Annotated in this window: 18 protein-coding genes; 10 read left to right on the top strand and 8 right to left on the bottom strand. The window is 41.4% G+C overall.

The genetic code is table 11. From position 1 onward, the window contains the following. Positions 1-5 precede the first annotated feature (5 nt). Positions 6-221: a 50S ribosomal protein L31 gene (rpmE, locus tag PZ638_RS20110; protein ID WP_004265313.1), complete on the top strand. Its 216-nt coding sequence runs from the start codon at positions 6-8 to the stop codon at positions 219-221. 262 nt (positions 222-483) lie between these two features. Here rpmE and metJ read toward each other — a convergent pair whose 3' ends face one another. After that, positions 484-801 (bottom strand): met regulon transcriptional regulator MetJ, encoded by a 318-nt coding sequence (gene metJ / locus PZ638_RS20105; RefSeq protein ID WP_004265315.1) that lies wholly within the window; start codon positions 799-801, stop codon positions 484-486. 315 nt (positions 802-1,116) lie between these two features. On the opposite strand from metJ, the gene metB reads away from it, so the two are divergent. From metB to ppc, 3 genes are all read left to right on the top strand, one after another. After that, the gene (metB, locus tag PZ638_RS20100) at positions 1,117-2,277 is read left to right on the top strand and encodes a cystathionine gamma-synthase (protein ID WP_206277473.1); all 1,161 of its coding nucleotides are present in this window, start codon (positions 1,117-1,119) and stop codon (positions 2,275-2,277) included. A 12-nt stretch (positions 2,278-2,289) separates the two neighbouring features. Further along, positions 2,290-4,731, top strand: a complete 2,442-nt coding sequence (locus PZ638_RS20095; protein ID WP_094961901.1) for a bifunctional aspartate kinase/homoserine dehydrogenase II — start codon at positions 2,290-2,292, stop codon at positions 4,729-4,731. Positions 4,732-5,134: 403 nt separating this feature from the next. Then, entirely contained in the window at positions 5,135-7,774 is a 2,640-nt protein-coding gene (ppc, locus tag PZ638_RS20090) for a phosphoenolpyruvate carboxylase (protein WP_094961902.1), read from the top strand. A gap of 72 nt (positions 7,775-7,846) precedes the next feature. On the opposite strand, the gene gadC is transcribed toward ppc, so the two are convergent. From gadC to argE, 4 genes are all read right to left on the bottom strand, one after another. Next, on the bottom strand, positions 7,847-9,397 hold the full coding sequence (gene gadC, locus PZ638_RS20085; protein ID WP_094961903.1) for a glutamate/gamma-aminobutyrate antiporter: 1,551 nt from the start codon (positions 9,395-9,397) through the stop codon (positions 7,847-7,849). Between the two features lie 112 nt (positions 9,398-9,509). Beyond that, positions 9,510-10,910 carry a glutamate decarboxylase gene (gene gad / locus PZ638_RS20080; RefSeq protein WP_004265325.1) on the bottom strand — a complete coding sequence of 467 codons (1,401 nt, stop codon included), beginning with the start codon at positions 10,908-10,910 and terminating at the stop codon, positions 9,510-9,512. 705 nt (positions 10,911-11,615) lie between these two features. Next, entirely contained in the window at positions 11,616-12,500 is an 885-nt protein-coding gene (gene metF / locus PZ638_RS20075) for a methylenetetrahydrofolate reductase (protein WP_094961904.1), read from the bottom strand. 228 nt (positions 12,501-12,728) lie between these two features. Then, a complete protein-coding gene (gene argE / locus PZ638_RS20070; RefSeq protein ID WP_275612176.1) occupies positions 12,729-13,883 on the bottom strand; it encodes an acetylornithine deacetylase in 1,155 nt (384 codons plus the stop codon). Between the two features lie 102 nt (positions 13,884-13,985). Between argE and argC the strand changes: the two genes are divergently transcribed. The 4 genes from argC to argH all read left to right on the top strand — a co-directional run bounded on the left by argC (position 13,986) and on the right by argH (position 18,501). Next, on the top strand, positions 13,986-14,990 hold the full coding sequence (gene argC, locus PZ638_RS20065; RefSeq protein ID WP_206277472.1) for an N-acetyl-gamma-glutamyl-phosphate reductase: 1,005 nt from the start codon (positions 13,986-13,988) through the stop codon (positions 14,988-14,990). Between the two features lie 14 nt (positions 14,991-15,004). Next, positions 15,005-15,781 (top strand): acetylglutamate kinase, encoded by a 777-nt coding sequence (argB, locus tag PZ638_RS20060; protein WP_094961907.1) that lies wholly within the window; start codon positions 15,005-15,007, stop codon positions 15,779-15,781. Between the two features lie 44 nt (positions 15,782-15,825). Then, complete coding sequence (locus tag PZ638_RS20055) at positions 15,826-17,046, top strand: argininosuccinate synthase (protein WP_004265334.1); 1,221 nt, start codon at positions 15,826-15,828, stop codon at positions 17,044-17,046. Between the two features lie 78 nt (positions 17,047-17,124). After that, a complete protein-coding gene (argH, locus tag PZ638_RS20050) occupies positions 17,125-18,501 on the top strand; it encodes an argininosuccinate lyase (RefSeq protein WP_206277471.1) in 1,377 nt (458 codons plus the stop codon). A 64-nt stretch (positions 18,502-18,565) separates the two neighbouring features. Here argH and PZ638_RS20045 read toward each other — a convergent pair whose 3' ends face one another. Together PZ638_RS20045 and PZ638_RS20040 are read right to left on the bottom strand one after the other, a co-directional pair. Beyond that, complete coding sequence (locus PZ638_RS20045; RefSeq protein ID WP_094961909.1) at positions 18,566-18,910, bottom strand: hypothetical protein; 345 nt, start codon at positions 18,908-18,910, stop codon at positions 18,566-18,568. A gap of 76 nt (positions 18,911-18,986) precedes the next feature. Then, on the bottom strand, positions 18,987-19,325 hold the full coding sequence (locus PZ638_RS20040; protein ID WP_094961910.1) for a pilus assembly protein: 339 nt from the start codon (positions 19,323-19,325) through the stop codon (positions 18,987-18,989). A gap of 1,440 nt (positions 19,326-20,765) precedes the next feature. Here PZ638_RS20040 and oxyR point away from each other — a divergent pair. Continuing rightward, positions 20,766-21,671, top strand: a complete 906-nt coding sequence (oxyR, locus tag PZ638_RS20035; RefSeq protein WP_004265340.1) for a DNA-binding transcriptional regulator OxyR — start codon at positions 20,766-20,768, stop codon at positions 21,669-21,671. Positions 21,672-21,744: 73 nt separating this feature from the next. Here oxyR and sthA read toward each other — a convergent pair whose 3' ends face one another. Beyond that, on the bottom strand, positions 21,745-23,142 hold the full coding sequence (gene sthA, locus PZ638_RS20030; RefSeq protein WP_004265342.1) for a Si-specific NAD(P)(+) transhydrogenase: 1,398 nt from the start codon (positions 23,140-23,142) through the stop codon (positions 21,745-21,747). Between the two features lie 350 nt (positions 23,143-23,492). Between sthA and fabR the strand changes: the two genes are divergently transcribed. Further along, positions 23,493-24,149, top strand: a complete 657-nt coding sequence (gene fabR, locus PZ638_RS20025) for an HTH-type transcriptional repressor FabR (RefSeq protein WP_004265350.1) — start codon at positions 23,493-23,495, stop codon at positions 24,147-24,149. Positions 24,150-24,155 lie beyond the last annotated feature (6 nt).

Here is a 24,155-nt window from a genome sequence, read left to right as displayed (position 1 = left end):
CTCCCATGAAAAAAGGTATTCACCCTAAATACGAAGAAGTTACTGCAACTTGTTCTTGCGGTAATGTAATGAAAATTAATTCAACTGCTGGTCACTCGCTGAACCTGGACGTTTGTGGTAACTGCCACCCGTTCTATACTGGTAAACAGCGTGATGTTGCGACTGGTGGTCGTGTTGATCGCTTCAACCAACGTTTCAGCATCCCAGGTTCTAAAAAATAATCGAACTTGTGAATGCGAAAAAAAAGGGAAACTGAGTTTCCCTTTTTTAATGCCTAAAATAAGTGTTTTTATGTCTAAATGAAGAAATTAGAAGCGGTAAAGCACGGCGAACATAATATCATTATTCGTACTTTCACTTTAGACTTGAGCGCGTCGCCATCATCGTTATAGCTATCTTGAATAAAACATAAGGAAAGGCACTACGTCGCAAGGCGTGCGACGTAGTTAAAGTTTTGAGATACGTAATGGTGACTAATTGGGGCTAGTATTCCCACGTTTCAGGGTCGATACCTAATTCGCGCATAATTTCTTTTGCGGCTTCAGGGATCTCGTCATTACGCTCTTTACGTAAATCTTCATCATTTGGCAGTGGTTGGCCTGTGAATGCATGTAAAAAAGCTTCACACAGGAGCTCACTATTTGTCGCGTGTCGCAAGTTATTAATCTGACGACGAGTACGTTCGTCAGTTAAAATTTTTAGTACCTTCAAAGGGATAGATACTGTAATTTTTTTTACTTGCTCACTCTTTTTGCCATGTTCAGCATACGGACTGACATACTCACCATTCCATTCAGCCATGGGTTACCTTGGATATTTTCAATAATAATAAAAAATAATATGCATATTCTTTTTAATAGAAACTTAATCTAAGCCCTAAATCGAGAACGTCTGCATATATGTTAGACGTGACTTAACTTATTTTATCACAAGATATTATATAAAATTAACGAGTTAAGTTCACTTATGCGATTGACTATCAATTTACACATAATTATTAGGGCTGATTATTCCATTACTAGATATAAACGTAAAGAGGTTTAGACGTCTAGATATGTTGACGTCTAAACATCCGATGGGTATGATTTAGCCTATCACTGTTCAGGAGAAGCGTTTATGACTTACAAGCCGTCAACCATCGCAATTCATAATGGATTAAATGAAGACCAACAATTTGGTTGCGTCGTGCCTCCCATTTATTTATCCAGTACCTATAATTTTACTGACTTTAATGAACCGAGAGCTCATGATTATTCACGTCGTGGAAATCCAGGGCGTGATATTGTGCAAAAAACATTGGCACAACTTGAGGGTGGTAGTGGTTCGGTAATGACTAACAGTGGGATGTCTGCGCTTCACCTGTTATGTACAGTTTTTTTGCAACCGGGGGATTTACTCGTTGCGCCACATGACTGTTACGGCGGAAGCTACCGGTTATTTAATAGCCAAAGTCAGCGTGGGGCTTATCAGGTGCAATTTGTCGACCAAAGTGATGAATCTGCATTGCAGACTGCATTAGCGAAAAAGCCCAAATTAGTGTTAATCGAAACACCCAGCAACCCACTATTAAGAATTTTTGATATACAGCATATTGCACAGTTAGCTCATGATGTAGGTGCATTAGTTGTTGTGGATAATACTTTTTTAAGCCCAATTTTGCAGCAGCCTCTTTCGCTAGGTGCAGATTTTGCGGTGCATTCATGCACTAAATACTTGAATGGCCATTCTGATATTGTTGCAGGGGTGGTGATTGCAAAAGAAGAAAAATGGGTAACAGAGCTTGCTTGGTGGGCGAATAATATTGGTGTTACTGGGGGCGCTTTTGATAGCTACCTACTATTGAGAGGTATTCGGACATTATCTCCACGTGTATTACAGCAACAGCAAAATGCACAAGAGATCGTAAAATATCTTAAATCACAGCCTTTAGTAAAAAAATTGTATTATCCTGCATTAGAAGATCACCCCGGGCACGAAATAGCAGTGAAACAGCAAAAAGGCTTTGGCGCGATGCTGAGTTTTGAATTTGCAGGTGATGAGCCACAACTTCGCCATTTTCTTCGTTCACTCAGCCTGTTTACACTAGCGGAGTCATTAGGTGGTGTGGAAACATTGATTTCCCATACGGCCACAATGACACATGCAGGTATGTCAGCAGAAGCCCGTGCGCAAGCGGGGATCACAGATAGCTTGCTAAGAATTTCAGTGGGGATTGAAGATCCTCAGGACTTAATTACAGACTTAGATCACGCATTTCAGGTTGCGGCACAACGTTAGCGGAGTTTTTTGATGAGTGTACTAACAGCGGTTGAGGTGGCTCCTTGCCACCGCCAGTTACATAAGTTTGGGGGCAGTAGTTTAGCCGATGCGAAGTGCTATCAACGCGTTGCAACAATTATGGCCAACTATAGCCAACCCGGTGATTTAATGGTGGTTTCTGCCGCGGGTAGTACAACAAATCAGTTGATTAACTGGTTAAAATTAAGCCAAAGCGATCGTATTTCGGCTCATCAAGCTCAGCAATCATTACGCCGCTATCAACTTGATTTAATTGAATCTCTTTTACCTGAACAAAAGGCTGCAGAGCTAAGCCAGTTATTTATTCACGATTTAGAGCGTTTAAGCGCATTGCTGGATCAACCCATAAATGATGCGATTTATGCAGAAGTGGTCGGGCACGGTGAAATCTGGTCAGCTCGCTTGATGGCAGAAGTGCTTGCCCAAGCTGATATGGCAAGTGCATGGCTCGATGCACGTTTATTTCTGCGTGCGGAACGTGCGGCACAGCCACAAGTTGATGAAATACAGTCACGGTATTTGTTACAGCAACAGCTAACGCAATTACCTAACCGTCGTATTGTGGTAACAGGGTTTATTTCACGTAATCAGCAAGGTGAAACCGTATTACTCGGGCGTAATGGCAGTGATTATTCTGCAACACAAGTTGGTGCATTGGCGGATGCCGCTAAAGTGACGATTTGGAGTGATGTTGCTGGGGTATATAGCGCGGATCCTCGCAAAGTGAAAGATGCGTGTTTACTGCCTTTGTTACGTCTTGATGAAGCGAGTGAATTAGCGCGTTTAGCGGCTCCCGTTTTACATACACGGACTTTACAGCCTGTTTCTGTGAGCAACATTGATTTGCAATTAAGGTGTAGCTATCAACCTGAACAGGGTTCAACAAAAATTGAACGGGTGCTTGCATCAGGGGCTGGTGCGAAAATCGTGACTAGTCATGATGATGTGTGTCTGATTGAATTGCGTATCGCCGCGGGGCGTGATTTTAAACAAATCTGCAAAGATGTGGATTTATTACTTAAACGTGCTCAATTGCGCCCTTTGGCTCGCGGTATTCATCATGACCGTTCTTTACTGCAATTGTGCTATACCTCCGAGATTGTCGAAAGTGCCTTAAATACCCTTGAAGAAGCCGGTTTACCGGGATCATTATCATTACGCGAAGGTTTTTCTCTGGTTGCATTAGTCGGTGCGGGGGTGTGTAAAAAACCGTTACATAGCCACCGCTTTTATGAGGAATTAAAAGGGCAACCTGTTGAATTTATTTGGCATTCAGAGGACGATATCAGTTTAGTTGCTGTTTTGCGTTCTAACCAAACGGAACATCTAATTAAAGGGATGCACCAAAGCTTATTCCGCGCAGAAAAACGCATTGGTTTAGTGTTATTTGGTAAAGGGAATATTGGCGCGCGTTGGTTAGAACTTTTTGCCGCGGAGCAACACAAAATTTCTGCACGTAGTGACTTTGATTTCGTCCTAGCTGGCGTAGTAGACAGCCGCCGTAGCTTACTGAATTACCAAGGGATTGACCCAAGTCGTGCACTAGCTTTCTTTGATGATGAAGCCGTAGAGCATGAGGACGATAACCTATTTTTATGGATGCGTTCCCACCCTTATGATGATTTAGTGGTGTTAGACGTCACAGCCAGTGAAACGTTGGCAGATGACTATGTAGATTTTGCCAGTTATGGTTTTCATGTGATTAGTGCAAATAAAATTGCGGGGGCGGCGCAAACGGCACAATATCGTCAAATTCGCGATGCGTTCGCAAAAACAGGTCGTCACTGGTTATATAACGCGACGGTAGGGGCAGGGTTACCGATTAACTATACAGTACGTGATTTAAAAGAAAGCGGTGACTCTATCCTGACTATCAGTGGTATTTTTTCTGGAACGCTATCATGGCTATTTTTACAGTTTGACGGCTCCATCCCATTTAGTGAGCTAGTAGAGCAAGCTTGGCAGCAAGGGTTAACTGAACCAGACCCACGTATTGACCTGTCGGGGCAAGATGTTATGCGCAAATTAATTATTTTAGCCCGTGAAGCGGGTTATGACATCGAGCCGGATGATGTGAGAGTTGAGTCTTTAGTGCCAAAACAAGCACAGGCAGGTTCTTTGGACGCGTTTTTTGAAAACAGTGCGGTTATTAACGAGCAAATGCAGCAGCGCTTAGAAGCAGCGCAAGAACTTGGGTTAGTGCTACGTTATGTCGCACGGTTTGATGCGGTAAAAGGCAAAGCAAAAGTGGGGGTGGAAGCGGTGAAGCCGGAACATCCACTGGCCTCATTATTACCGGGTGACAATGTGTTTGCTATTGAAAGCCGTTGGTATCGAGATAACCCATTAGTGATCCGTGGGCCTGGAGCGGGGCGCGATGTGACTGCGGGTGCTATTCAATCGGATCTGAACCGACTCTCTCAACTTTTATAATCATTTATTCAGTGCATTGGTGTTCTCTTCGGTATTGAGGGCACTAATGCATCATGAAGATTTTTAATTTATCCCTTCATTTTCTGTTTTTTATTCTGATGATTTAATTCTTAAACATTATTCATGTCTTAAAAGTGCTGAATCGACGATATATTGCGCTGAAACAATACTTAAATAAGAAAAATTAATAAAAATAAGGCTGTAATTAAATTTCAGAAAAATCCCCCAAAGTCATTTTTTTCTGATATGAATATACACTGAAGGGTAAATTTAGCGGCCTGCATCACAAAACGACAACTCTAACGCAGCCGACTGAAATTTTGTTACAGGAAACAGGTAGCAGTCTGTTAACCGTGAACCGTGCGGGAATGCATTCTGCCAGAAGCACAAGGTCAGGAGTCTCATGAATCAGCAATATTCCGCAATGCGCAGTAATGTCAGTATGCTGGGTAAGCTACTCGGCGATACCATCAAGGAAGCCTTAGGTGAGGACATACTCGACAAAGTTGAGTCCATTCGTAAGCTTTCCAAATCTTCTCGTGCAGGTAATGAAGTTCAGAGGCAAAAACTGCTGATGACATTACAAAATCTTTCTAATGATGAATTGCTACCCGTTGCAAGGGCATTTAACCAATTCTTAAACCTGACAAACGTCGCTGAGCAATACCACAGTATTTCGCCTCACGGCGAAGCGGCAAGTAACCCAGTAGCATTGAAAAATCTGTTTAGCCGATTAAAAGGCAAAAACTTCACTGATGGTGATATCCAAAAAGCAGTTGAACAGCTTTCAATTGAGCTGGTTTTAACGGCTCACCCAACGGAAATTGCTCGCCGTACGTTGATCCATAAATTAGTTGAGGTAAACAACTGTTTGTCACAACTCGACCATGATGACATTGCGGATTATGAACGCAATAATATCATGCGCCGCTTGCGTCAATTGGTGGCTCAATCATGGCATACCGATGAAATTCGTAAAATTCGCCCAACACCCATTGATGAAGCTAAATGGGGTTTTGCTGTTGTGGAAAATTCATTGTGGGAAGGGGTTCCTGCTTTCTTACGTGAATTTAACGAACAACTTGAGGACTCTATTGGGGCAGTATTACCGGTTGAAGCCAATCCTATTCGTTTTACCTCATGGATGGGTGGAGACCGTGATGGTAACCCGAACGTAACTGCGGATGTGACTCGCCAAGTTCTATTGCTGAGTCGCTGGAAAGCGGCAGACTTATTCCTCAAAGATATTCAAGTATTGGTTTCAGAACTTTCGATGACGGAAGCGACCCCAGAGCTGCGTGCGCTAGCTGGGGGGGATGACGTTGACGAGCCTTATCGCCAAATCGCGAAAAATTTACGTAGCCAACTATTTTCGACGCTAGAGTACTTAGAGCGCCGTGTAAAAGGCGAGCAAGTTTTACCACCGGCAGACTTATTGGTGGATAACGCCCAATTATGGGACCCGCTATACGCATGCTACCAATCATTAATTGCCTGCAATATGAAAATTATTGCCAATGGTCAGTTGTTGGATACTCTGCGCCGTATTCGTAGCTTTGGTTTGCAACTGGTACGTATTGATGTGCGCCAAGAAAGTACTCGTCACACTGAAGCCATTGCAGAGCTCACTCAGTATTTAGGGTTGGGTGATTACTCGCAGTGGTCAGAAGAGGAAAAACAACAGTTCTTGCTGGAAGAACTACAATCTTTACGCCCACTTATCCCGCAAGATTGGCAGCCGAGTGCAGAAACACAGGAAGTGTTTGAAACTTGTCGAGTGATTGCGAAAGCCAAAAATGATTCTGTTGCGGCTTATGTTATTTCAATGGCGAAAGTCCCATCAGATGTGTTGGCGGTTAAATTACTGCTAAAAGAGAATGGGGCGTCAGTCCGCTTACCCGTCGCGCCACTATTCGAAACACTGGAAGATTTAAATAACGCAGAAAGTGTGATGACCAAGCTGTTAAGCATTGAGTGGTATCGCAACCTTATCGATGATCGCCAAATGGTGATGATTGGTTACTCTGATTCTGCTAAAGATGCAGGGGTAATGGCGGCTTCATGGGCACAGTATCGCGCGCAAGATGCACTGATTAAATTGTGTGAGAAAGAAGGTGTCACACTGACATTATTCCATGGGCGTGGCGGCACAATTGGACGCGGTGGTGCGCCTGCACATTCTGCATTACTTTCTCAACCGCCGGGTAGTTTAAAAGGAGGGTTGCGGGTAACCGAGCAAGGCGAGATGATCCGTTTTAAATTCGGTTTGCCGCAAGTTACCATTAGCAGCCTTGCGTTATACGCCAGTGCTATATTAGAAGCGAACCTTTTACCGCCACCAGAGCCAAAAGATGAGTGGAAGTCCGTGATGGATTCGCTATCTGATGTGTCTTGTGCGATGTACCGTGATTATGTACGTGAACAACCGGATTTTGTGCCTTATTTCCGTGCCGCAACACCGGAGCTAGAGCTAGGTAAATTACCGCTTGGGTCGCGTCCTGCAAAACGCCGCCCAACTGGTGGTGTGGAAACTTTGCGTGCGATCCCATGGATTTTTGCATGGACGCAAAACCGCTTAATGTTACCCGCATGGTTAGGGGCAGGAGCGGCGCTAAAACATGTCATTGAGAAAGAAGGCAAACAAGCCATTCTTGATGAAATGTGGCAGCAGTGGCCATTCTTTAATACGCGTATTGCGATGTTAGAAATGGTTTATGCAAAAGCAGATTTATGGCTGGCGGAATATTACGACCACCGCTTGGTGGAAGAGCGCTTATGGCCATTAGGGCAAAAACTGCGTGACCAGTTATCTGAAGATATTAAAAGCGTGTTGGCGGTTTCAAAAGATGAAGCGCTAATGGCGGATTTACCTTGGATAGCGGAATCCATCGCATTACGTAATGTTTATACTGACCCATTAAATGTCTTACAAGCAGAGCTTTTACACCGCTCCCGCCAACAAGAGCAGCCCGACCCACGTGTCGAGCAAGCCTTGATGGTGACGATTGCTGGTGTGGCAGCAGGCATGCGTAATACGGGTTAGTTTGTTGATTTTTAAAGTACTTGAATAATATGAGGGCTACCAAATGGTAGCCCTCATTATTTTTACGGGTTATTACGAGTTGGATGAACCATCGTCTGGTTTATCATGATGAATCAAGTGATACGCAGAACGAGCTCGAGGGTGAATAAAGAAATGGTTAGCTGGCGCATTATGCGTTTTGATATGCACCATAGAGACATTAGTTTTCTTACCTTGTTTGTTATGGAAAGCATAAATTACAAAAGGCAGTAAGAAAATAATCACAAAGCTAACCGCAAGTAACGTCACATAGGTGGTATTGCTCGCACCATTCGGTAAAGAACTCGGTGGGAAGAATGAAATCACAAAGGCTAAGATAGAAACAATTAGGCCGACTAACGCAATGAGAAGTTTAATGCCTTTACCTCCCGGTATATTGAAGACACGTTTTTTCTCTGGTTGTTTGCAAACTAACTGCATATAACCTAAAAATAGCATGAAATAGCTACATAAATAGATAACTACCGTTAAGGCTAGAGCAATAAGGAATGACATATTACCACCGCCCCCAGTATTGGTGAGGACGATAATCGCTACTGTTGTGATCAACAACTGCGAAATCACCAGTGTTACCGGTACGCCATTTTTATTCACCTTGGCAAAGCCTTGCGGCAGAATACCTTTCTGTGCCGCGACATACATCCCGCGGGATGGCCCCACAATCCAAGAAGCAATCTCAGCCAGCACGCCAAGCAATAATAGTGCCGCAATAATTCTCACTGCCCATTCAAAGGATGAATTAAAGTGTGTGACAAGCACATTGAATGTTTGTACCACACCAGCAGATAAATTAATTTCACTGTTTGGGATCACCGCTGCTACCGATAACCCACCAATTGAGCTTAAACAAATTGCCGCTATCATGAGTAAAAACATCGCTGCGGGGTAATCTCGACCGGGGTTTTTCATTTCATTAACGTGAGTTGCTGAAGCTTCAACACCCATATAGCTCAAAATAAAGGCGACAAATACCACGAGTGTGCCAATTTTGGTGAAATCAGGAATAAAGGTTTCAGTACTAATTTCAATGGCCAATGGAGAGCCGCTGGCTAAATAGCTGATCGCTAGAAAGACCAAAATTAGCGCTGGAAGCAAGATGCCTGCGAAAAAACCGACTTTCGCAATCGTGGCAGTATATTTAGTTCCGCCAAATTGGGTGAAAGCCAATACCCAGAGAATAACAAGTGCCCCTATCGTTTTAGTGATTGGGTCTGTATTTAGTTCTGGCCAATTCAAAATATAAGACAGTGCCCCTAATACGAAATACAGCATAGGAATGAAGCCAATCGCAATTTGTAAATAACCAAATGAAATAGCGGCAAATCCCCAACGTTCGCCTAATGTATTAGAAACCCATGCAAATACACCACCTTCCTCCCAACCTTCTACGGTTGCCATTTCTGCGGCACACAATGCGACAGGAATAAACCACAATAATCCTCCTAATAGCAGGAAAAATACGAGGCTAAAGCCAGATGTTGCAAATGTTGGATATTCATAAACGGCCATCACCATTGATGCAGTGATGGCAAAAAAGCCAAGTAGTGTCAGTTGCTTTGCGGCTGGAGCTGTCGTTGTTGCCATACGAGTTCTCCTCAAATCGATAAACAATCTGCCTTTTCAGGGCGGATCTCAGTAGGAGCCAAAGAACCTAAGGCTCTTTGGCTCGTTAACAACACAATCATGAATAAAAGAATTAACTGTGATTAAAGCCGCCGCCTTCTTCTTCTGTTAGCGGTTTATTGACGGGGTGCTTATCGAAATACTCTAAGGTGCGTTTGAAGTCATCAATGAGTAATGCGGCTAAATCTAAACTAACCCCATGACGCACTAGAATACGTTGAATAACAAGGTCTTCACGGTTTGCTGGCATGGAGTAAGCAGGAACTTGCCAGCCACGGCTACGCAGTTTGTCTGCGATGTCATAGAGGGAATATTTGCTGGTGGCGGTGCCTTCTTTCAGTTTCCATGCTAATGCAGGGATACCAGTTTGGCTATCACCATCAAAAATCATTTCAAATGGCCCTAATTTTTCAATTTCACGGCTGAGGTATTGTGCAGTTGCATAGCAAGCGTTGTGGATTTTTGCATAGCCTTCGCGACCCAGTCTCAAGAAATTATAATATTGAGCAATGATTTGACCGCCAGGGCGAGAGAAATTCAGTGCGAATGTTGGCATATTACCGCCTAAATAATTCACATTAAAAATCAATTCTTCTGGAAGGTCTTTGGCTTCACGCCAAATAACCCAGCCAGCGCCTAATGGCGCCAAACCAAATTTATGGCCTGATGCATTAATGGATTTTACACGTGGTAAGCGGAAATCCCATTCTAAATCTGGTGCACAAAATGGAGCTAAGAAGCCGCCACTAGCACCATCCACATGGATAGGAATATCCAGTCCAGTTTCTTTTTGTAGTTTATCGAGCGCATCGTGTACAGCTTTTACGGGCTCATATTGGCAGGTAAATGTCACTCCAAGGGTCGGTACGACACCAATAGTATTTTCATCGACACGTTTGAGCACCTCTTCCGGTGTCATGATGAGGCGGTCACCTTCAAGAGGGATCTCTCGGAGTTCAACATCGAAATAACGAGCAAATTTGTGCCAACAGATTTGAACTGGGCCACAAATTAAATTAGGTTTATCGGTCGGTTTTCCTTTAGCGGCTTGTTTTTTGCGCCATTGCCATTTTAGCGCTAGCCCACCAAGCATTGCAGCCTCTGAGGACCCGATGGTTGAGCAACCAAGGGTATTTTCTGCATCCGGTGAATTCCATAAGTCCGCTAACATATGTACGCAGCGGTTTTCAATTTCTGCTGTTTGTGGATATTCGTCTTTATCTATCATGTTTTTGTCGATAGACAAATCCATCAAATCACGAATTTCATCATCCACCCATGTCTGGCAAAATGTTGCTAAGTTTTGGCGTGAATTCCCATCTAGCATTAATTCATCGCGTACTGCACTAAATACATTACGTGGTGCTTGTTCTTTCAATGGAAACTTGGTTTTTGGTAATGATTTGGATAATTCTAATGATGCGTAGACATCATCCATTCCACTGTGTTTTGAATTTAATGCATTATTACTCATGTTTTAATTCCTCAATGACCATGTGGTAATTAAATACTATTAATCTTGAGCTCAATATTAAATATACGCCGTCTTTTTAAAAATTCAAAAGTGTTCAAATAAAAAAGATAATTTAATGAAAACCGTCATAATTAGAAAGTAACAGTAGAGTGAATGATGGTTTATGGTTATTTTGGTTATAGATAATTTTTCTCAATAGCTGATTGTGTTCATAAAATGATGCTAAAAACCACTCAATTTAACTAAATTGTTACATTTTTATGGTTTTTATTTCTATGTATTTAGCTTTTTAGTTGTTTTTATTTGATTTTATATGGGCGAAAAATGTAGTGGAAATAAATAAATGTTCATAAAAAACTAATATTTCAATAATGTTAAGTTATGTAACTTTTATTTAAACCCTGATTTTCATAATGTTTAAAGTTAATTTATACCGTTAACCGTTAAATATAATTATTGTGGCAAAATGAATTTGAATATAAAGAAAATAATAGCATGAGTTATATTGTGGAAAAGTAGTTCGCGAATCTAACTAGTTTAGATATCACGTTAATATATTTACCTTAAAGACACTGGTTCTTTTTTAAACAAGAAATAACTAGTTCTAGCTATTTGATATTTTTTTCTGGAGAAATAGAAGATATTTATAAGTATAGAAGAAAATAGCAAAGGGATGAGGCAAAATATTCGCCTCATCCGACTAAATTAAGGCCTAACTCCCAAAGTATGGCAGATAGCATAGGTGAGCTCAGAGCGGTTCAGCGTGTAAAAATGAAAATCTTTCACGCCTTCACGGCTAAGAATTTTGACCATATCCATGGCGATTGATGCGCCGACAAGGTTACGGCTCTCAGGGTCGTCATCTAACCCTTCGTACATTTTACTCATCCATGCAGGAATGCGTACGTTAGTCAGTTTGGCAAAGCGCTCGAGTTGACGAAAGTTAGAGACGGGTAAAATCCCCGGCACGATTTCCACATCAATACCTGTCGCGACGCAGCGGTCACGAAAACGTAAATAGCTCTCAACATCAAAGAAAAACTGAGTGATTGCACGGTTAGCTCCCGCATCAATCTTCTTTTTTAAACTAATTAAATCGGCTTGAGCGCTTTTGGCTTCAGGGTGAACTTCAGGGTAGGCCGCAACAGAAATATCAAAATCCGCTTCACTTTTTAACAGCTCGACTAGATCAACAGCATACATATCTGGTTTACGGCTGTTGTCAGGTAAATCACCACGCAATGCAACAATATGGCGAATACCATTATTCCAATAGTCACGAGCAATGGCTTTCAGTTCATCAGGGCTTGCATCAATACACGTTAGGTGAGGGGCTGCAATTAAACCGGTTTTATCCTTAATATCTTTGATGATACTGTGCGTTCTGTCGCGTTCGCCGGAATTCGCACCATAAGTCACAGAGACAAATTGAGGTTTCAGGTTTTTGAGCCTATCAATAGATTTCCATAGTGTCTGCTCCATCTCTTCACTGCGAGGTGGGAAAAACTCAAATGAAACATTAATTTGGCCATCTAACTCAGCTAAGTTTTGATTTAGCGCTTCGCGCTGATTTGCGTGAAAAAAACTCATACCCTGTAACCTCGCAATTTGCAAACTAACTATTTTTTGTACGTTATTATATCCATTTGTGCGTCTATACGTTTAGACGTCCAAATAGAAATTACCAGATCGGTACCAATAGTCAATACTTAAATTAAATTATGACGCTGAGGTTTTTTCAAAGGCAACAGGAAAATAATTCATGATAAAAAACGCGACCCTGTTCAGTGTCGCGCTTAAATCGATGGCTAGTCAGATTTACTCAGTGAAACAGAAGTGCTCAACCATTTGGCTAATTAATTGGCGAGTAGGTTCAATAAAGCGCATATCGATAAATTCATCAGGCTGATGTGCTTGCTCAATAGAACCAGGGCCAAGAACCAACGTCGGGCAGAGCTCTTGGATAAACGGCGCTTCAGTACAGTAATTCACGGTATCCGCTTTTTGCCCCAACAACTGTTCAATTACTGCCACCATCTTGTGGTCCGTTGGGCATTCATAGCCAGGGATCGGCGGATGCATGGGCTCGATCGCCAAGCGACCTGGCCAACGGGCACTAACAGGCTCAAGAGCTTCATTGAGTAGTTCATCTAAGTCCTGCAAAGTCAGGCCGGGGAGTGGGCGAATGTCCATGTGTAATTCACAACAACCACAAATTCGGTTGGCTGCATCACCGCCATGAATATGACCAAAGTTCATCGTCGGGTAGGGAATGACAAATGCAGGGTTGTTAAATCGTTCTTTTAACGTATTTCGTAAGTCCATCAAATGGGAAATAGACTCATGCATTAATTCAATGGCATTGACCCCACGTTCTGGGTCACTAGAATGCCCCGATTGCCCAGTAATGCGGATAGCATTTGATAAATGTCCTTTGTGCGCACGAATCGGTTGTAACGACGTCGGCTCACCAATAATCGCAAAATCCGGTCTTAGCGCGGTACTGGCTGCAAAATAACGTGCGCCAGCCATCGATGTTTCTTCATCCGCAGTGGCCAATATATGCAGTGGGCGTTTGAGCTGAGTTAAATCCATATCGCGTAACGCATCAACAATAAAAGCAAAAAAGCCTTTCATATCTGCGGTTCCGAGCCCATATAACTTGCCGTCATGCTCTGTTAGCTCAAACGGGTTTTTACTCCAACGTCCATCATCAAAGGGCACGGTATCGGTATGGCCGCATAGCATCAGCCCACCATTTCCTTCACCAATAGATGCAAGCAAATTATATTTATCTCGCGTTTCCGGCACAGGTTGAATGTTGACCGAAAAACCTAACGTCTCCAGCCACCCACCGAGAAGTTCCACTAGGGCTTTATTGCTCTGGTCCAAATGAGAATCAGTCGCACTAATCGATGGAGTCGCAATTAATTGACGATAAGTCTCAATAAATGCAGGTAATTTAATATTCACTGTTGACAGCCTTTATCCATAATAGTATCAATATTCATGCACTTTATTTGAATAAAAATACACATTAAACTGTTTGGGTCACGAGTACAAGGTAGAAAGCATATGTTGAACACACTCATTATCGGGGCCAGTGGCTATACTGGAGCAGAATTAGCCGGTTATTTGCAACGCCATCCTGAAGTTAATCTTCAAGGATTGATGGTATCGAAGCAAAGTGCGGATGCAAATAAACGTTTTTCTGATTTACATCCTCAGTATAAAGGCATCATAGACCTTCCCGTTCTGCCATTAACCGATGTCGCAGAAGCAGCGGAAGGTATTGATGTTGTTTTTCTTGCCACTGCACATGAAGTAAGCCACGACATAGCCCCTCAGTTTCTTGAAGCGGGCTGCGTTGTGTTCGACTTATCGGGTGCTTATCGTGTTCAAGATCCTGCGTTCTATACGCAATACTATGGCTTTGAACATACAAATACTGAATGGCTAATGCAAGCAGTTTACGGTTTAGCAGAATGGCAGGCCGATAAAATTCGTCAAGCGCAACTGATCGCAGTACCAGGGTGTTACCCAACGGTTTCCCAATTAGCACTTAAACCATTGATTGAAGGCAATTTGCTAGATGAAGCTATGTGGCCAGTGATTAATGCCACCAGCGGAGTCTCTGGAGCAGGCCGTAAAGCCTCGATGACTAACAGCTTTTGTGAAGTGAGTTTGCAACCTTATGGCATCTTTACTCATCGCCATCAGCCAGAAATTGCGACTCACTTGGGAAGAGAGGTTATTTTCACACCACATTTAGGCAATTTCTCTCGAGGCATCCTTGCAACGATTACGTGCAAAGTAAAAGCGGGTGTTTCGGCAGAAAAAATCACACAAACGTTTAAAGATGCTTATCAAAATAAACCGTTAGTGCGGTTATATGAAAAAGGCGTTCCTGCATTGAAATCGGTAGTGGGGACACCGTTTTGTGATATTGGCTATGTATTGAATGGTGAACACCTGATTTTAGTAGGTACAGAAGATAACCTACTCAAAGGTGCGGCAGCACAAGCCGTTCAGTGCATGAATATTCGTTTTGGTTTTGCTGAAACTCAGTCTTTATTTTAAGAAGGATTAACCCCATGCAACCCTTAGTGATTAAATTGGGCGGAGTGTTACTTGATAGCGTCGAGGCACTTGAAAAATTATTTACAGCGATTCAAACCTATCGGCAAGCACATCAACGTGAGTTGGTGATTGTACATGGCGGTGGCTGTTTAGTTGATGAATTGATGCAAAAACTGCAATTACCTGTTGTTAAAAAGCAAGGGTTACGAGTCACGCCAGCAGACCAAATCGATATCATTACAGGGGCATTAGCGGGTACGGCGAATAAAACATTACTGGCATGGGCAACGAAGTATCAACTTCCAGCCATAGGGCTTTCTCTCGGTGATGGGCAAAGTGCCACAGTGACTCAATTAAACGAAGAATTAGGTCACGTCGGTGATGCCAAACCTGGCGATGCGAACTTATTGAAATTATTGCTGGGTGCGGGCTATTTACCCATTATCAGCTCTATAGGTATCACACCAGAAGGTGAGTTGATGAATGTAAATGCGGACCAAGCTGCAACCGCTATCGCCCAAGCCTTAAACGCAGATTTGGTTTTACTGTCTGATGTGAGCGGTATTTTGGATGGTAAAGGCCAAAAAATTGACGAAATGACGACGCAAAAAGCGCAAAAGCTCATTGAGCAGGGAATTATTACCGATGGAATGATTGTGAAGGTCAATGCGGCGTTAGACGCTGCGGCAGCCTTACAACGCTCTGTTGATATCGCAAGTTGGCGTCATGCAGAACAACTTCCCGAGCTGTTTAATGGAACAGCAATCGGAACACGGATCTTGGCATCATAAATGAGCCATGGAATAACTATATTAATTGAGCGGATAGGTACGTTATGAAAAAGGGCATTAAAAAGATTGTATTAGCATATTCAGGTGGCCTGGATACATCAGCAATTATTCCATGGCTAAAAGAAAACTATGACGATTGCGAAGTCGTGGCCTTCGTTGCGGATGTGGGGCAAGACCGTGAAGATTTAGTAGGCGTAGAGAAAAAAGCTCTACAATCAGGTGCATCCGAGTGCTATGTCGTCGATTTACGTGAAGAGTTCATCAAAGAATATATTTACCCTGTATTGAAAACGGGGGCGCTATATGAAGGTAGCTATTTATTAGGTACGTCAATGGCTCGTCCAATCATTGCTAAAGCGCAAGTTGAAATTGCCTTAAAAGTGGGTGCAGATGCTGTTGCCCATGGCGCAACAGGTAAAGGTAATGACCAAGTGCGTTTCGAAAGCACCTATACGGCATTAGCACCACAGTTACAAGTGGTTGCACCATGGCGTGAGTGGGACTTACGTTCCCGTGAAGCGCTGCTCGATTATCTGAAAGAGCGTAATATTCCAACAACAGCTAGCCTTGAAAAAATCTACAGCCGTGATGAAAACGCATGGCACATTTCTACGGAAGGTGGTGTTTTAGAAAGCACATGGAATGCTGCAAACCAAGATTGTTGGGTATGGACTGTCGATCCGCAAGATGCACCAGATGAAGCTGAATTAGTTACCGTTGGTGTCAAACACGGTGAAGTCGTTTCGGTAAATGGTCAAGCATTGTCTCCACTTGGCTGTTTAGAAGCATTAAATACTTTAGGTGCAAAACATGGAGTGGGCCGTATTGATATCGTTGAAAACCGTTTAGTGGGTATGAAATCTCGTGGTTGCTATGAAACCCCGGGAGGCACCATTATGATGGCGGCATTACGTGGTATTGAACAACTGGTTCTTGACCGTGACAGCTACAAATGGCGTGAGCAACTCGGCTTAGAAATGTCATATGTGGTTTATGATGGCCGTTGGTTCGCACCACTACGTCACTCGCTGCAAGCGGCTGCTGAATCATTAGCACAAGATGTGACAGGGGAAGTTGTTCTGAAATTATATAAAGGGCAAGTGACTGCGATTCAGAAAAAAGCGGATAAGAGCCTGTATTCTGAAGAATTTGCCACATTTGGTGAAGATGAAGTTTATGACCACAGTCATGCAGGTGGGTTTATTCGTCTTTACTCGCTGTCTTCACGTATCCGTGCGCTGAAAGAACAAAACAAAGCGAAATAAATCAAATAGTAGTCTCCCGGCAGCCAAGACTGCTGTCGGGGTTAAAAACTTATTTTATCAATCAGGTAGGGATTAGTTATGGCACTTTGGGGTGGACGTTTTAGTCAGCAAGCGGATCAACGGTTCAAACAGTTTAATGATTCATTGCGTTTCGATTATCGCCTGGCGCAACAAGATATTATCGGCTCAGTCGCATGGTCAAAATCACTAGTAACAGTTGGTGTATTGTCTGATAGCGAACAACAAACTTTAGAACAAGCGCTAAACTCCTTACTGAAAGAAGTGCAAGATAACCCTGAAATTATCCTGCAAAGTGACGCAGAAGATATTCATAGCTGGGTTGAAGGTAAGCTGATTGATAAAGTTGGTGATTTAGGGAAAAAATTACATACCGGTCGTAGCCGTAATGACCAAGTGGCAACAGATTTAAAATTGTGGTGTAAAGACCAAGTTGCGTTGCTACTTGAAGCGGTAACCGAATTACAAAAAGCGTTGGTCATCACCGCAGAAAATAACCAAGATGCAGTAATGCCAGGTTATACCCATTTACAACGTGCCCAACCGGTGACATTTGCCCACTGGTGTTTAGCCTATAGCGAAATGCTAGCGCGTGACGAAAGCCGTTTAAAAGATACCTTAAAACGTTTAGATGTCAGCCCATTAGGGTGTGGGGCATTAGCAGGAACGGCTTATGATATCGACCGTGAGCAGCTTGCCTCTTGGTTAGGTTTTGCTTCTGCAACGCGTAATAGCTTGGATACAGTATCAGATAGAGACCACGTTCTTGAACTATTATCGAACGCAAGTATCGGTATGGTTCATTTATCCCGCTTTGCTGAAGATTTAATTTTCTTTAATAGCGGAGAAGCTGGCTTTGTTGAGCTATCAGACAAAGTGACATCGGGTTCATCACTCATGCCGCAAAAGAAAAACCCTGATGCATTGGAATTGATCCGTGGAAAATGTGGGCGTGTCCAAGGTGCATTGACAGGTATGATGATGACCCTAAAAGGGCTCCCTCTTGCTTACAACAAAGATATGCAAGAAGACAAAGAAGGGCTATTTGATGCATTAGATACTTGGTTAGATTGCATGCACATGGCTGCGTTGGTTCTTGATGGTATTCAAATTCGTCGTGGTCGTTGTGAAGATGCCGCAAAGCAAGGTTATGCGAATGCAACCGAACTCGCTGATTATCTGGTTGCTAAAGGTGTTCCATTCCGTGAAGCGCATCATATTGTGGGTGAGGCCGTTGTTGCCGCAATTGGGCAAGGTAAAGCTTTAGAGGAAATGGCTTTAAGTGATTTGCAAAAATTCAGTAGCACTATTCAGTTGGATGTCTATGAAGTTTTATCACTACAATCTTGTTTAGATAAGCGGTTAGCAAAAGGCGGGGTATCTCAGAAACAAGTGGCAAATGCTATTGTAGAAGCAAAAAAACGATTAGAACTGTGATCGGTTATAGAAGATAAAAATGGGGGGTAGCATGACTACCCCAATTCCCATAACGCGTTTGTTTTTAAATATATTTAATGGTTAACATTCTTAATTGCTTCTCCTCATTGATCCAATTGTATGAGTATTCATTTCGACCATCATTAATAACGTTCCAATCTTTTCCTTGAGTAATATTATTTAGCCCAATATTTGTCATTGTAGACTCAGTATTATTCAAGCAACTCAATTTAATATGTGTATCAGAGACAGCATTCGTACAAGTTGGGTGAACCACTGCGCCATTGAAGCTAATAGTGCCTGATTCTGGGCTTTGGTTCGCATAGGTATTGAATGTACTGAATGCTAAAACTAATATTAAAGCTGTTAATGAACGATTAAATACTCTTTCTGTTATTGATTTTTGCATAATAGAGCCCTACAACTTAATTCGTTTTAAATCAGTTGTTTATGTAATGTGTTTTTAAAATCGGGTTATTTTCTAATTAAGCGTGTTGCACGGATAATAATGCATATCCTTTTTCTTTATTAGTCCAATTGAATTGGTAAATACTCGTGCTTCCATTTAATTCTTTCCATTCTGGTGATTTTTTCTCTTTGGAAAAATTAATTGGGCTAGATTCCATTTTGTTTTTTTCATTATTAAAACAATTCAAAGTTGTGTTGTTTTGATTAATGTCATAGGTACATGGTGGAGAGACAATCATGGCTTTAAAAGTAATGGTTGTTTGATTTCCTTCAGCTTGTACATTCGTAGTAAAGAATGATGTTGCAGCTAAAGCGAAAGTTAAAGTTAATACTGAAGTGATCTTTTTAATAGTCATAATGTTTGCTCCTAATTTCAAATTTCTGTAATTCGGTTTGTTTAAGTTTTCATATATCTTGCTATGGGAAGAATTATAAAATGAAAAACTCTAAAAAGGTGTAAATCTAAAAGCTAAAAATGTATTAAAATATAATTCTAAATGACCTGCTTTAATATATCTCTAGGGTCATTTTTTAATGATTTATATTTACAATATTCCGTTAAATTTGGCTTGTTAGTGTTTAATGTTCTGTGTTTGCATCAAAACCCCCCTTTTGGGTGGTTTAATCTATTGTGGCGTTTTTTAAAGCCGCCTTGAATATATTCATTTTTAGATATAAAAAATGGCTGTTATATTGAGATTTTTAATTTGTTTTTAAATACAAATTTACAAAGTTTAATTGAAAGTGAAAATGAATATGACAAAATGTTTCAGAAATAAGGCATTGTGATTTCTTTTTTAAACCTTTGGAGAGTGATGTTCTTTGTTTCCAAAATAATATTGGTTAATACCACCTTATTATTAATGAAAACGTTTCAGTATTGCTCTAAATTATGTTTTCGATACTTGAATTGGTATTTGATGCTTTTACTCTTCATTTTTATTACCTCATTCATATTGGTATTCATCAGTATTTTGAATTACCTATTTATGTTGTTATACCCCCTAGAGGATTTTTATTGGTATGTGCAGTTTTCAAACTTATGCTTGTATCACTGCTCATCATATACATGCATATCTTATATCGGCATGCTTGTGGTTTTCTGTAATAACTTTGTTTGCTATTTAGATCATTTATGGGGAAGGTAAAGCTGATAATAGTGTTCATAGTATTTAGCCCCCCGTATTATCATCATTGATGAGGATATTGCAGAAGTTAGGTGACTATATAAAACTATTAATTTGAATTGATGCTGTTCTATGCTTTTTTTTCTTATAATAAATATAGGGTGTTATTTTGAGTTTATCCACAATAAAAGTGTGTGTAATTATGTGTAAGATTTTAAAGGACTTTATACATGACGTTATTTTCACTCATGAAATTATAAAACTAAAATAATAAATTAATGCAAATTTAAAAAAATTACTTCTTCTTTTTTTAAGATCGCATCCATGTACTAGCTTGAAATGTTTTTGAGGTTGGTCAATTGGATTTTTACTTTAATATCGATCTTAAGTAGAGTTTACACTTATATTTAATACTGTTTTAAGTATGATAAGTAAAACTTAATGTTTTTCTGGTGTTGTGCTTTCTTTGTAAATAACAGGAGGGTAAATAATGACACATTTTGTTTCTAAATATTACATTTTATTTCATTTTATTGCGGGTTTTGTACAGAAAATGAGGTTTTCTCCCTATTTTTCAATTTATCAATAGATAAAACAAAACAATATCGATATAGTGATTGGTATTATCTATCTTTGGTTTGACAGAGAATTCACGAAAGGAAAAGAAATATGAATATTCGAGATTTAGAGTACCTTGTCGCACTCGCCGAACATAAACATTTTAGACGTGCCGCGGATTCTTGTCATGTTAGCCAACCTACTCTTAGTGGCCAAATTCGTAAATTAGAAGAAGAACTTGGCGTTATGTTGTTAGAAAGAACCAGCCGCAAAGTTCTTTTCACTCAACAAGGTTTATTATTGGTTGAACAAGCCCGTACTATTTTGCGTGAAATTAAAGTATTACAAGAAATGGCCGCCCTCCAAGGGGAAAGCATGTCGGGCCCATTACATATTGGTTTAATCCCAACGGTTGCGCCATATCTATTACCTCATATTATTCCGCAATTGCACCAAGCTCATCCGAAATTAGAAATCTATTTGCATGAAGCGCAAACTCAGCAATTATTAGCTCAGTTAGACAGCGGTAAATTAGATTGCGCTATTTTAGCGGAAGTTAAAGAAACGGAACCTTTTATTGTTGTTCCGTTATTCGAAGAACCGATGAAACTGGCTATTTATGAGAGTCACCCATGGCATGATCGTGATACGATTGAAATGAGTGAGTTGTCAGGTGAAAAGCTATTAATGTTAGAAGATGGCCACTGTTTACGTGACCAAGCGATGGGCTTCTGCTTCCAAGCGGGCGCGAAGGAAGACACACACTTCAGGGCAACGAGCTTAGAAACGTTAAGAAATATGGTGGCCGCAGGGAGTGGAATTACACTTTTACCTGATTTATCGGTACCAAATGAAGTTTGTCGTGATGGGGTATGTTATTTAAATTGTATTGAGCCTGAGCCGAAACGTACAATTGTATTAGTTTATCGCCCGGGTTCACCGTTACGTGGGCGCTATGAACAATTAGCTGAGACCATCTATAACTCAATGGATAACTATTATAAAAATAGAGTTTAAGGTTAAGCCGCCAATATTATTTTTTAATTGATGATGGTTGCCAGGTTATTGGCAACCATAAATCACAAAATAATTAAAATAGTCGATTTAAACCATTTAAAGCCGCAACACGGAAAGCTTCCGCCATTGTTGGGTAATTGAAGGTTGTATTCACGAAATATTCTATAGTATTACCTTCACCTTTTTGTTCCATGATAGCTTGGCCGATATGGATAATTTCAGCCGCTCTTTCACCAAAACAGTGAATACCTAGTATCTGTAATGTTTCTCTATGGAATAATATTTTCAAACTACCGACATTCATACCTGCGATTTGTGCACGTGCTAAATGTTTAAATTGTGCCCGACCGACTTCATAAGGCACTTTCATTGCGGTCAATTCTTGCTCTGTTTTACCAACTGAACTAATTTCAGGAATGGTATAAATCCCTGTTGGAATATCTTCTACTAAATGAGCATCACCTAAACTACCACCAATGGCTCGGGCCGCAATTCGTCCTTGGTCGTAGGCCGCAGAGGCTAAGCTTGGGTAGCCGATGACATCACCAACAGCATAGATATGTTCATTAGTGGTGCGATATGCTTTATTGACTTTAACTAAACCGCGGCCATCAGCCTCAATCCCGACATTAGCGAGACCTAAGCTATCCGTGTTACCCGTTCTACCATTCGCATACAGTAAACAGTCTGCTTTGACTTTTTTACCCGACTTCAGGTGAACAATAACACCGTCTTCGACCCCTTCGATTTTTTCATATTCTTCATTATGGCGAATAACAACGCCACTATTCCAAAAATGATACGACAAGGCATCTGACATTTCTTGGTCAAGAAAGGCCAATAGATGATCGCGCGTGTTGATTAAATCAACTTTAACCCCTAATCCACGGAAAATAGATGCATATTCACAGCCGATAACACCAGCACCATAAATAATGACATGGCGAGGTTCGTGAGTTAGGTTGAGGATCGTATCACTGTTATAAATTCGAGAATGATTGAAATCAACATCGGACGGACAGTATGGACGAGAACCTGTGGCAATCACGATTTTATCCGCACTTAAAACGTCACAACTACCATCTGCGTAACGGACACTGATATGTTGCTCATCGATAAAGGTGGCTTCACCCGAAAACATTTGGCAACCATTACGCTCATAAAAACCTTGGCGCATGCGTGTTTGTTGGCTAATTACCGTTTCAGCATGACGAAGAATTTCAGAGAAAGAGGAGCTTAAGCTACGGGAGTTATCACTATAAAGAGGGTTTTGGTTGAATTCGATAATACGGCTAACAGCATGACGGAGGGCTTTTGAGGGAATGGTTCCCCAGTGGGTACAGCCTCCGCCGACATTATTATAACGTTCTATAACAGCAACGTTTTTTCCTTGTTTCACTAGCCCCATGGCGGCGCCTTCACCACCAGGACCGGAACCAATGACTATTGCATCAAAATGGGTAAGTTGCATGAGGTAAGACCTGCTCTAAAACAAAATGACAACAAGATGTTATCATTAGTTGGTTATTTCACCTAATTTCCTCGTCGTTTTTCAAATTGATACAGCGTTGGCTACACTCGCTTACCCTAGTCACATATTTATGCATGCTCCCAAGGATTTGCTGACGTATTGTTTAATAAAAGGTTGGTAGTATATCAGTGTTAAAAAACTAATTGAAAAAGGCTAAGTTAAATTCTGAAAATGAGTAAATTGTAGTGATAGTCGCTTTTTCTCCAAAACAGTTTAACTATTTTCAGGTATGCTAGGCGAAGAGTAAGGCTTATTACATTTACCTTTCATGATAAGAAACTAGGATCACCGTGAGTAACACAATTGGCGTTAGAGCAAAACAAAAAGAAAAAACTCGGCGTTCACTCGTCGAAGCCGCATTTAGCCAATTAAGCGCTGAACGGAGTTTTACTAGCCTTAGTTTGCGAGAAGTTGCGCGTGAAGCTGGGATTGCACCGACTTCATTTTACCGTCATTTCAAGGATGTTGATGAACTCGGGCTGACGATGGTCGACGAAAGCGGCTTGATGTTACGCCAGCTAATGCGCCAAGCAAGGCAGCGTATTGCAAAAGGCGGGAGTGTGATCCGTACATCAGTCTCAACTTTTATGGAGTTTATTGGTAATAACCCTAACGCCTTTAGGTTATTATTGCGGGAGCGTTCAGGAACATCTGCTGAGTTTCGTGCGGCAGTCGCTCGGGAAATTCAGCATTTTATTGCGGAATTGGCCGATTATCTTGAACTTGAAAGCCGTATGCCTCGCCATTTTACTGAAATGCAAGCAGAGGCCATGGTAACGATTGTCTTTAGCGCAGGTGCAGAGGCGCTAGATATCGATGAAGAAAAACGCAGAAATCTCGAAGAACGGCTGGTATTACAGTTAAGAATGATAGCGAAAGGCGCCTATTACTGGTACCGCCGGGAACAGGAAAAACAAAATCAAACTGACCCAGACCTGACTAAATAATAAGGA

It is taken from the genome of Providencia hangzhouensis, assembly GCF_029193595.2.
Taxonomy (GTDB): domain Bacteria; phylum Pseudomonadota; class Gammaproteobacteria; order Enterobacterales; family Enterobacteriaceae; genus Providencia; species Providencia hangzhouensis.
The sequence above is the reverse complement of the archived record's forward strand: the minus strand, read 5'-3'. Positions and strand labels throughout refer to the sequence as shown.

Excerpts from the sequence above, each read along its gene's own strand:
- rpmE (WP_004265313.1), top strand. The coding sequence starts at position 6 with ATGAAAAAAGGTATTCACCCTAAATACGAAGAAGTTACTGCAACTTGT.
- metJ (WP_004265315.1), bottom strand. The coding sequence starts at position 801 with ATGGCTGAATGGAATGGTGAGTATGTCAGTCCGTATGCTGAACATGGC.
- metB (WP_206277473.1), top strand. The coding sequence starts at position 1,117 with ATGACTTACAAGCCGTCAACCATCGCAATTCATAATGGATTAAATGAA.
- PZ638_RS20095 (WP_094961901.1), top strand. The coding sequence starts at position 2,290 with ATGAGTGTACTAACAGCGGTTGAGGTGGCTCCTTGCCACCGCCAGTTA.
- ppc (WP_094961902.1), top strand. The coding sequence starts at position 5,135 with ATGAATCAGCAATATTCCGCAATGCGCAGTAATGTCAGTATGCTGGGT.
- gadC (WP_094961903.1), bottom strand. The coding sequence starts at position 9,397 with ATGGCAACAACGACAGCTCCAGCCGCAAAGCAACTGACACTACTTGGC.
- gad (WP_004265325.1), bottom strand. The coding sequence starts at position 10,910 with ATGAGTAATAATGCATTAAATTCAAAACACAGTGGAATGGATGATGTC.
- metF (WP_094961904.1), bottom strand. The coding sequence starts at position 12,500 with ATGAGTTTTTTTCACGCAAATCAGCGCGAAGCGCTAAATCAAAACTTA.
- argC (WP_206277472.1), top strand. The coding sequence starts at position 13,986 with ATGTTGAACACACTCATTATCGGGGCCAGTGGCTATACTGGAGCAGAA.
- argB (WP_094961907.1), top strand. The coding sequence starts at position 15,005 with ATGCAACCCTTAGTGATTAAATTGGGCGGAGTGTTACTTGATAGCGTC.
- PZ638_RS20055 (WP_004265334.1), top strand. The coding sequence starts at position 15,826 with ATGAAAAAGGGCATTAAAAAGATTGTATTAGCATATTCAGGTGGCCTG.
- argH (WP_206277471.1), top strand. The coding sequence starts at position 17,125 with ATGGCACTTTGGGGTGGACGTTTTAGTCAGCAAGCGGATCAACGGTTC.
- PZ638_RS20045 (WP_094961909.1), bottom strand. The coding sequence starts at position 18,910 with ATGCAAAAATCAATAACAGAAAGAGTATTTAATCGTTCATTAACAGCT.
- PZ638_RS20040 (WP_094961910.1), bottom strand. The coding sequence starts at position 19,325 with ATGACTATTAAAAAGATCACTTCAGTATTAACTTTAACTTTCGCTTTA.
- oxyR (WP_004265340.1), top strand. The coding sequence starts at position 20,766 with ATGAATATTCGAGATTTAGAGTACCTTGTCGCACTCGCCGAACATAAA.
- sthA (WP_004265342.1), bottom strand. The coding sequence starts at position 23,142 with ATGCAACTTACCCATTTTGATGCAATAGTCATTGGTTCCGGTCCTGGT.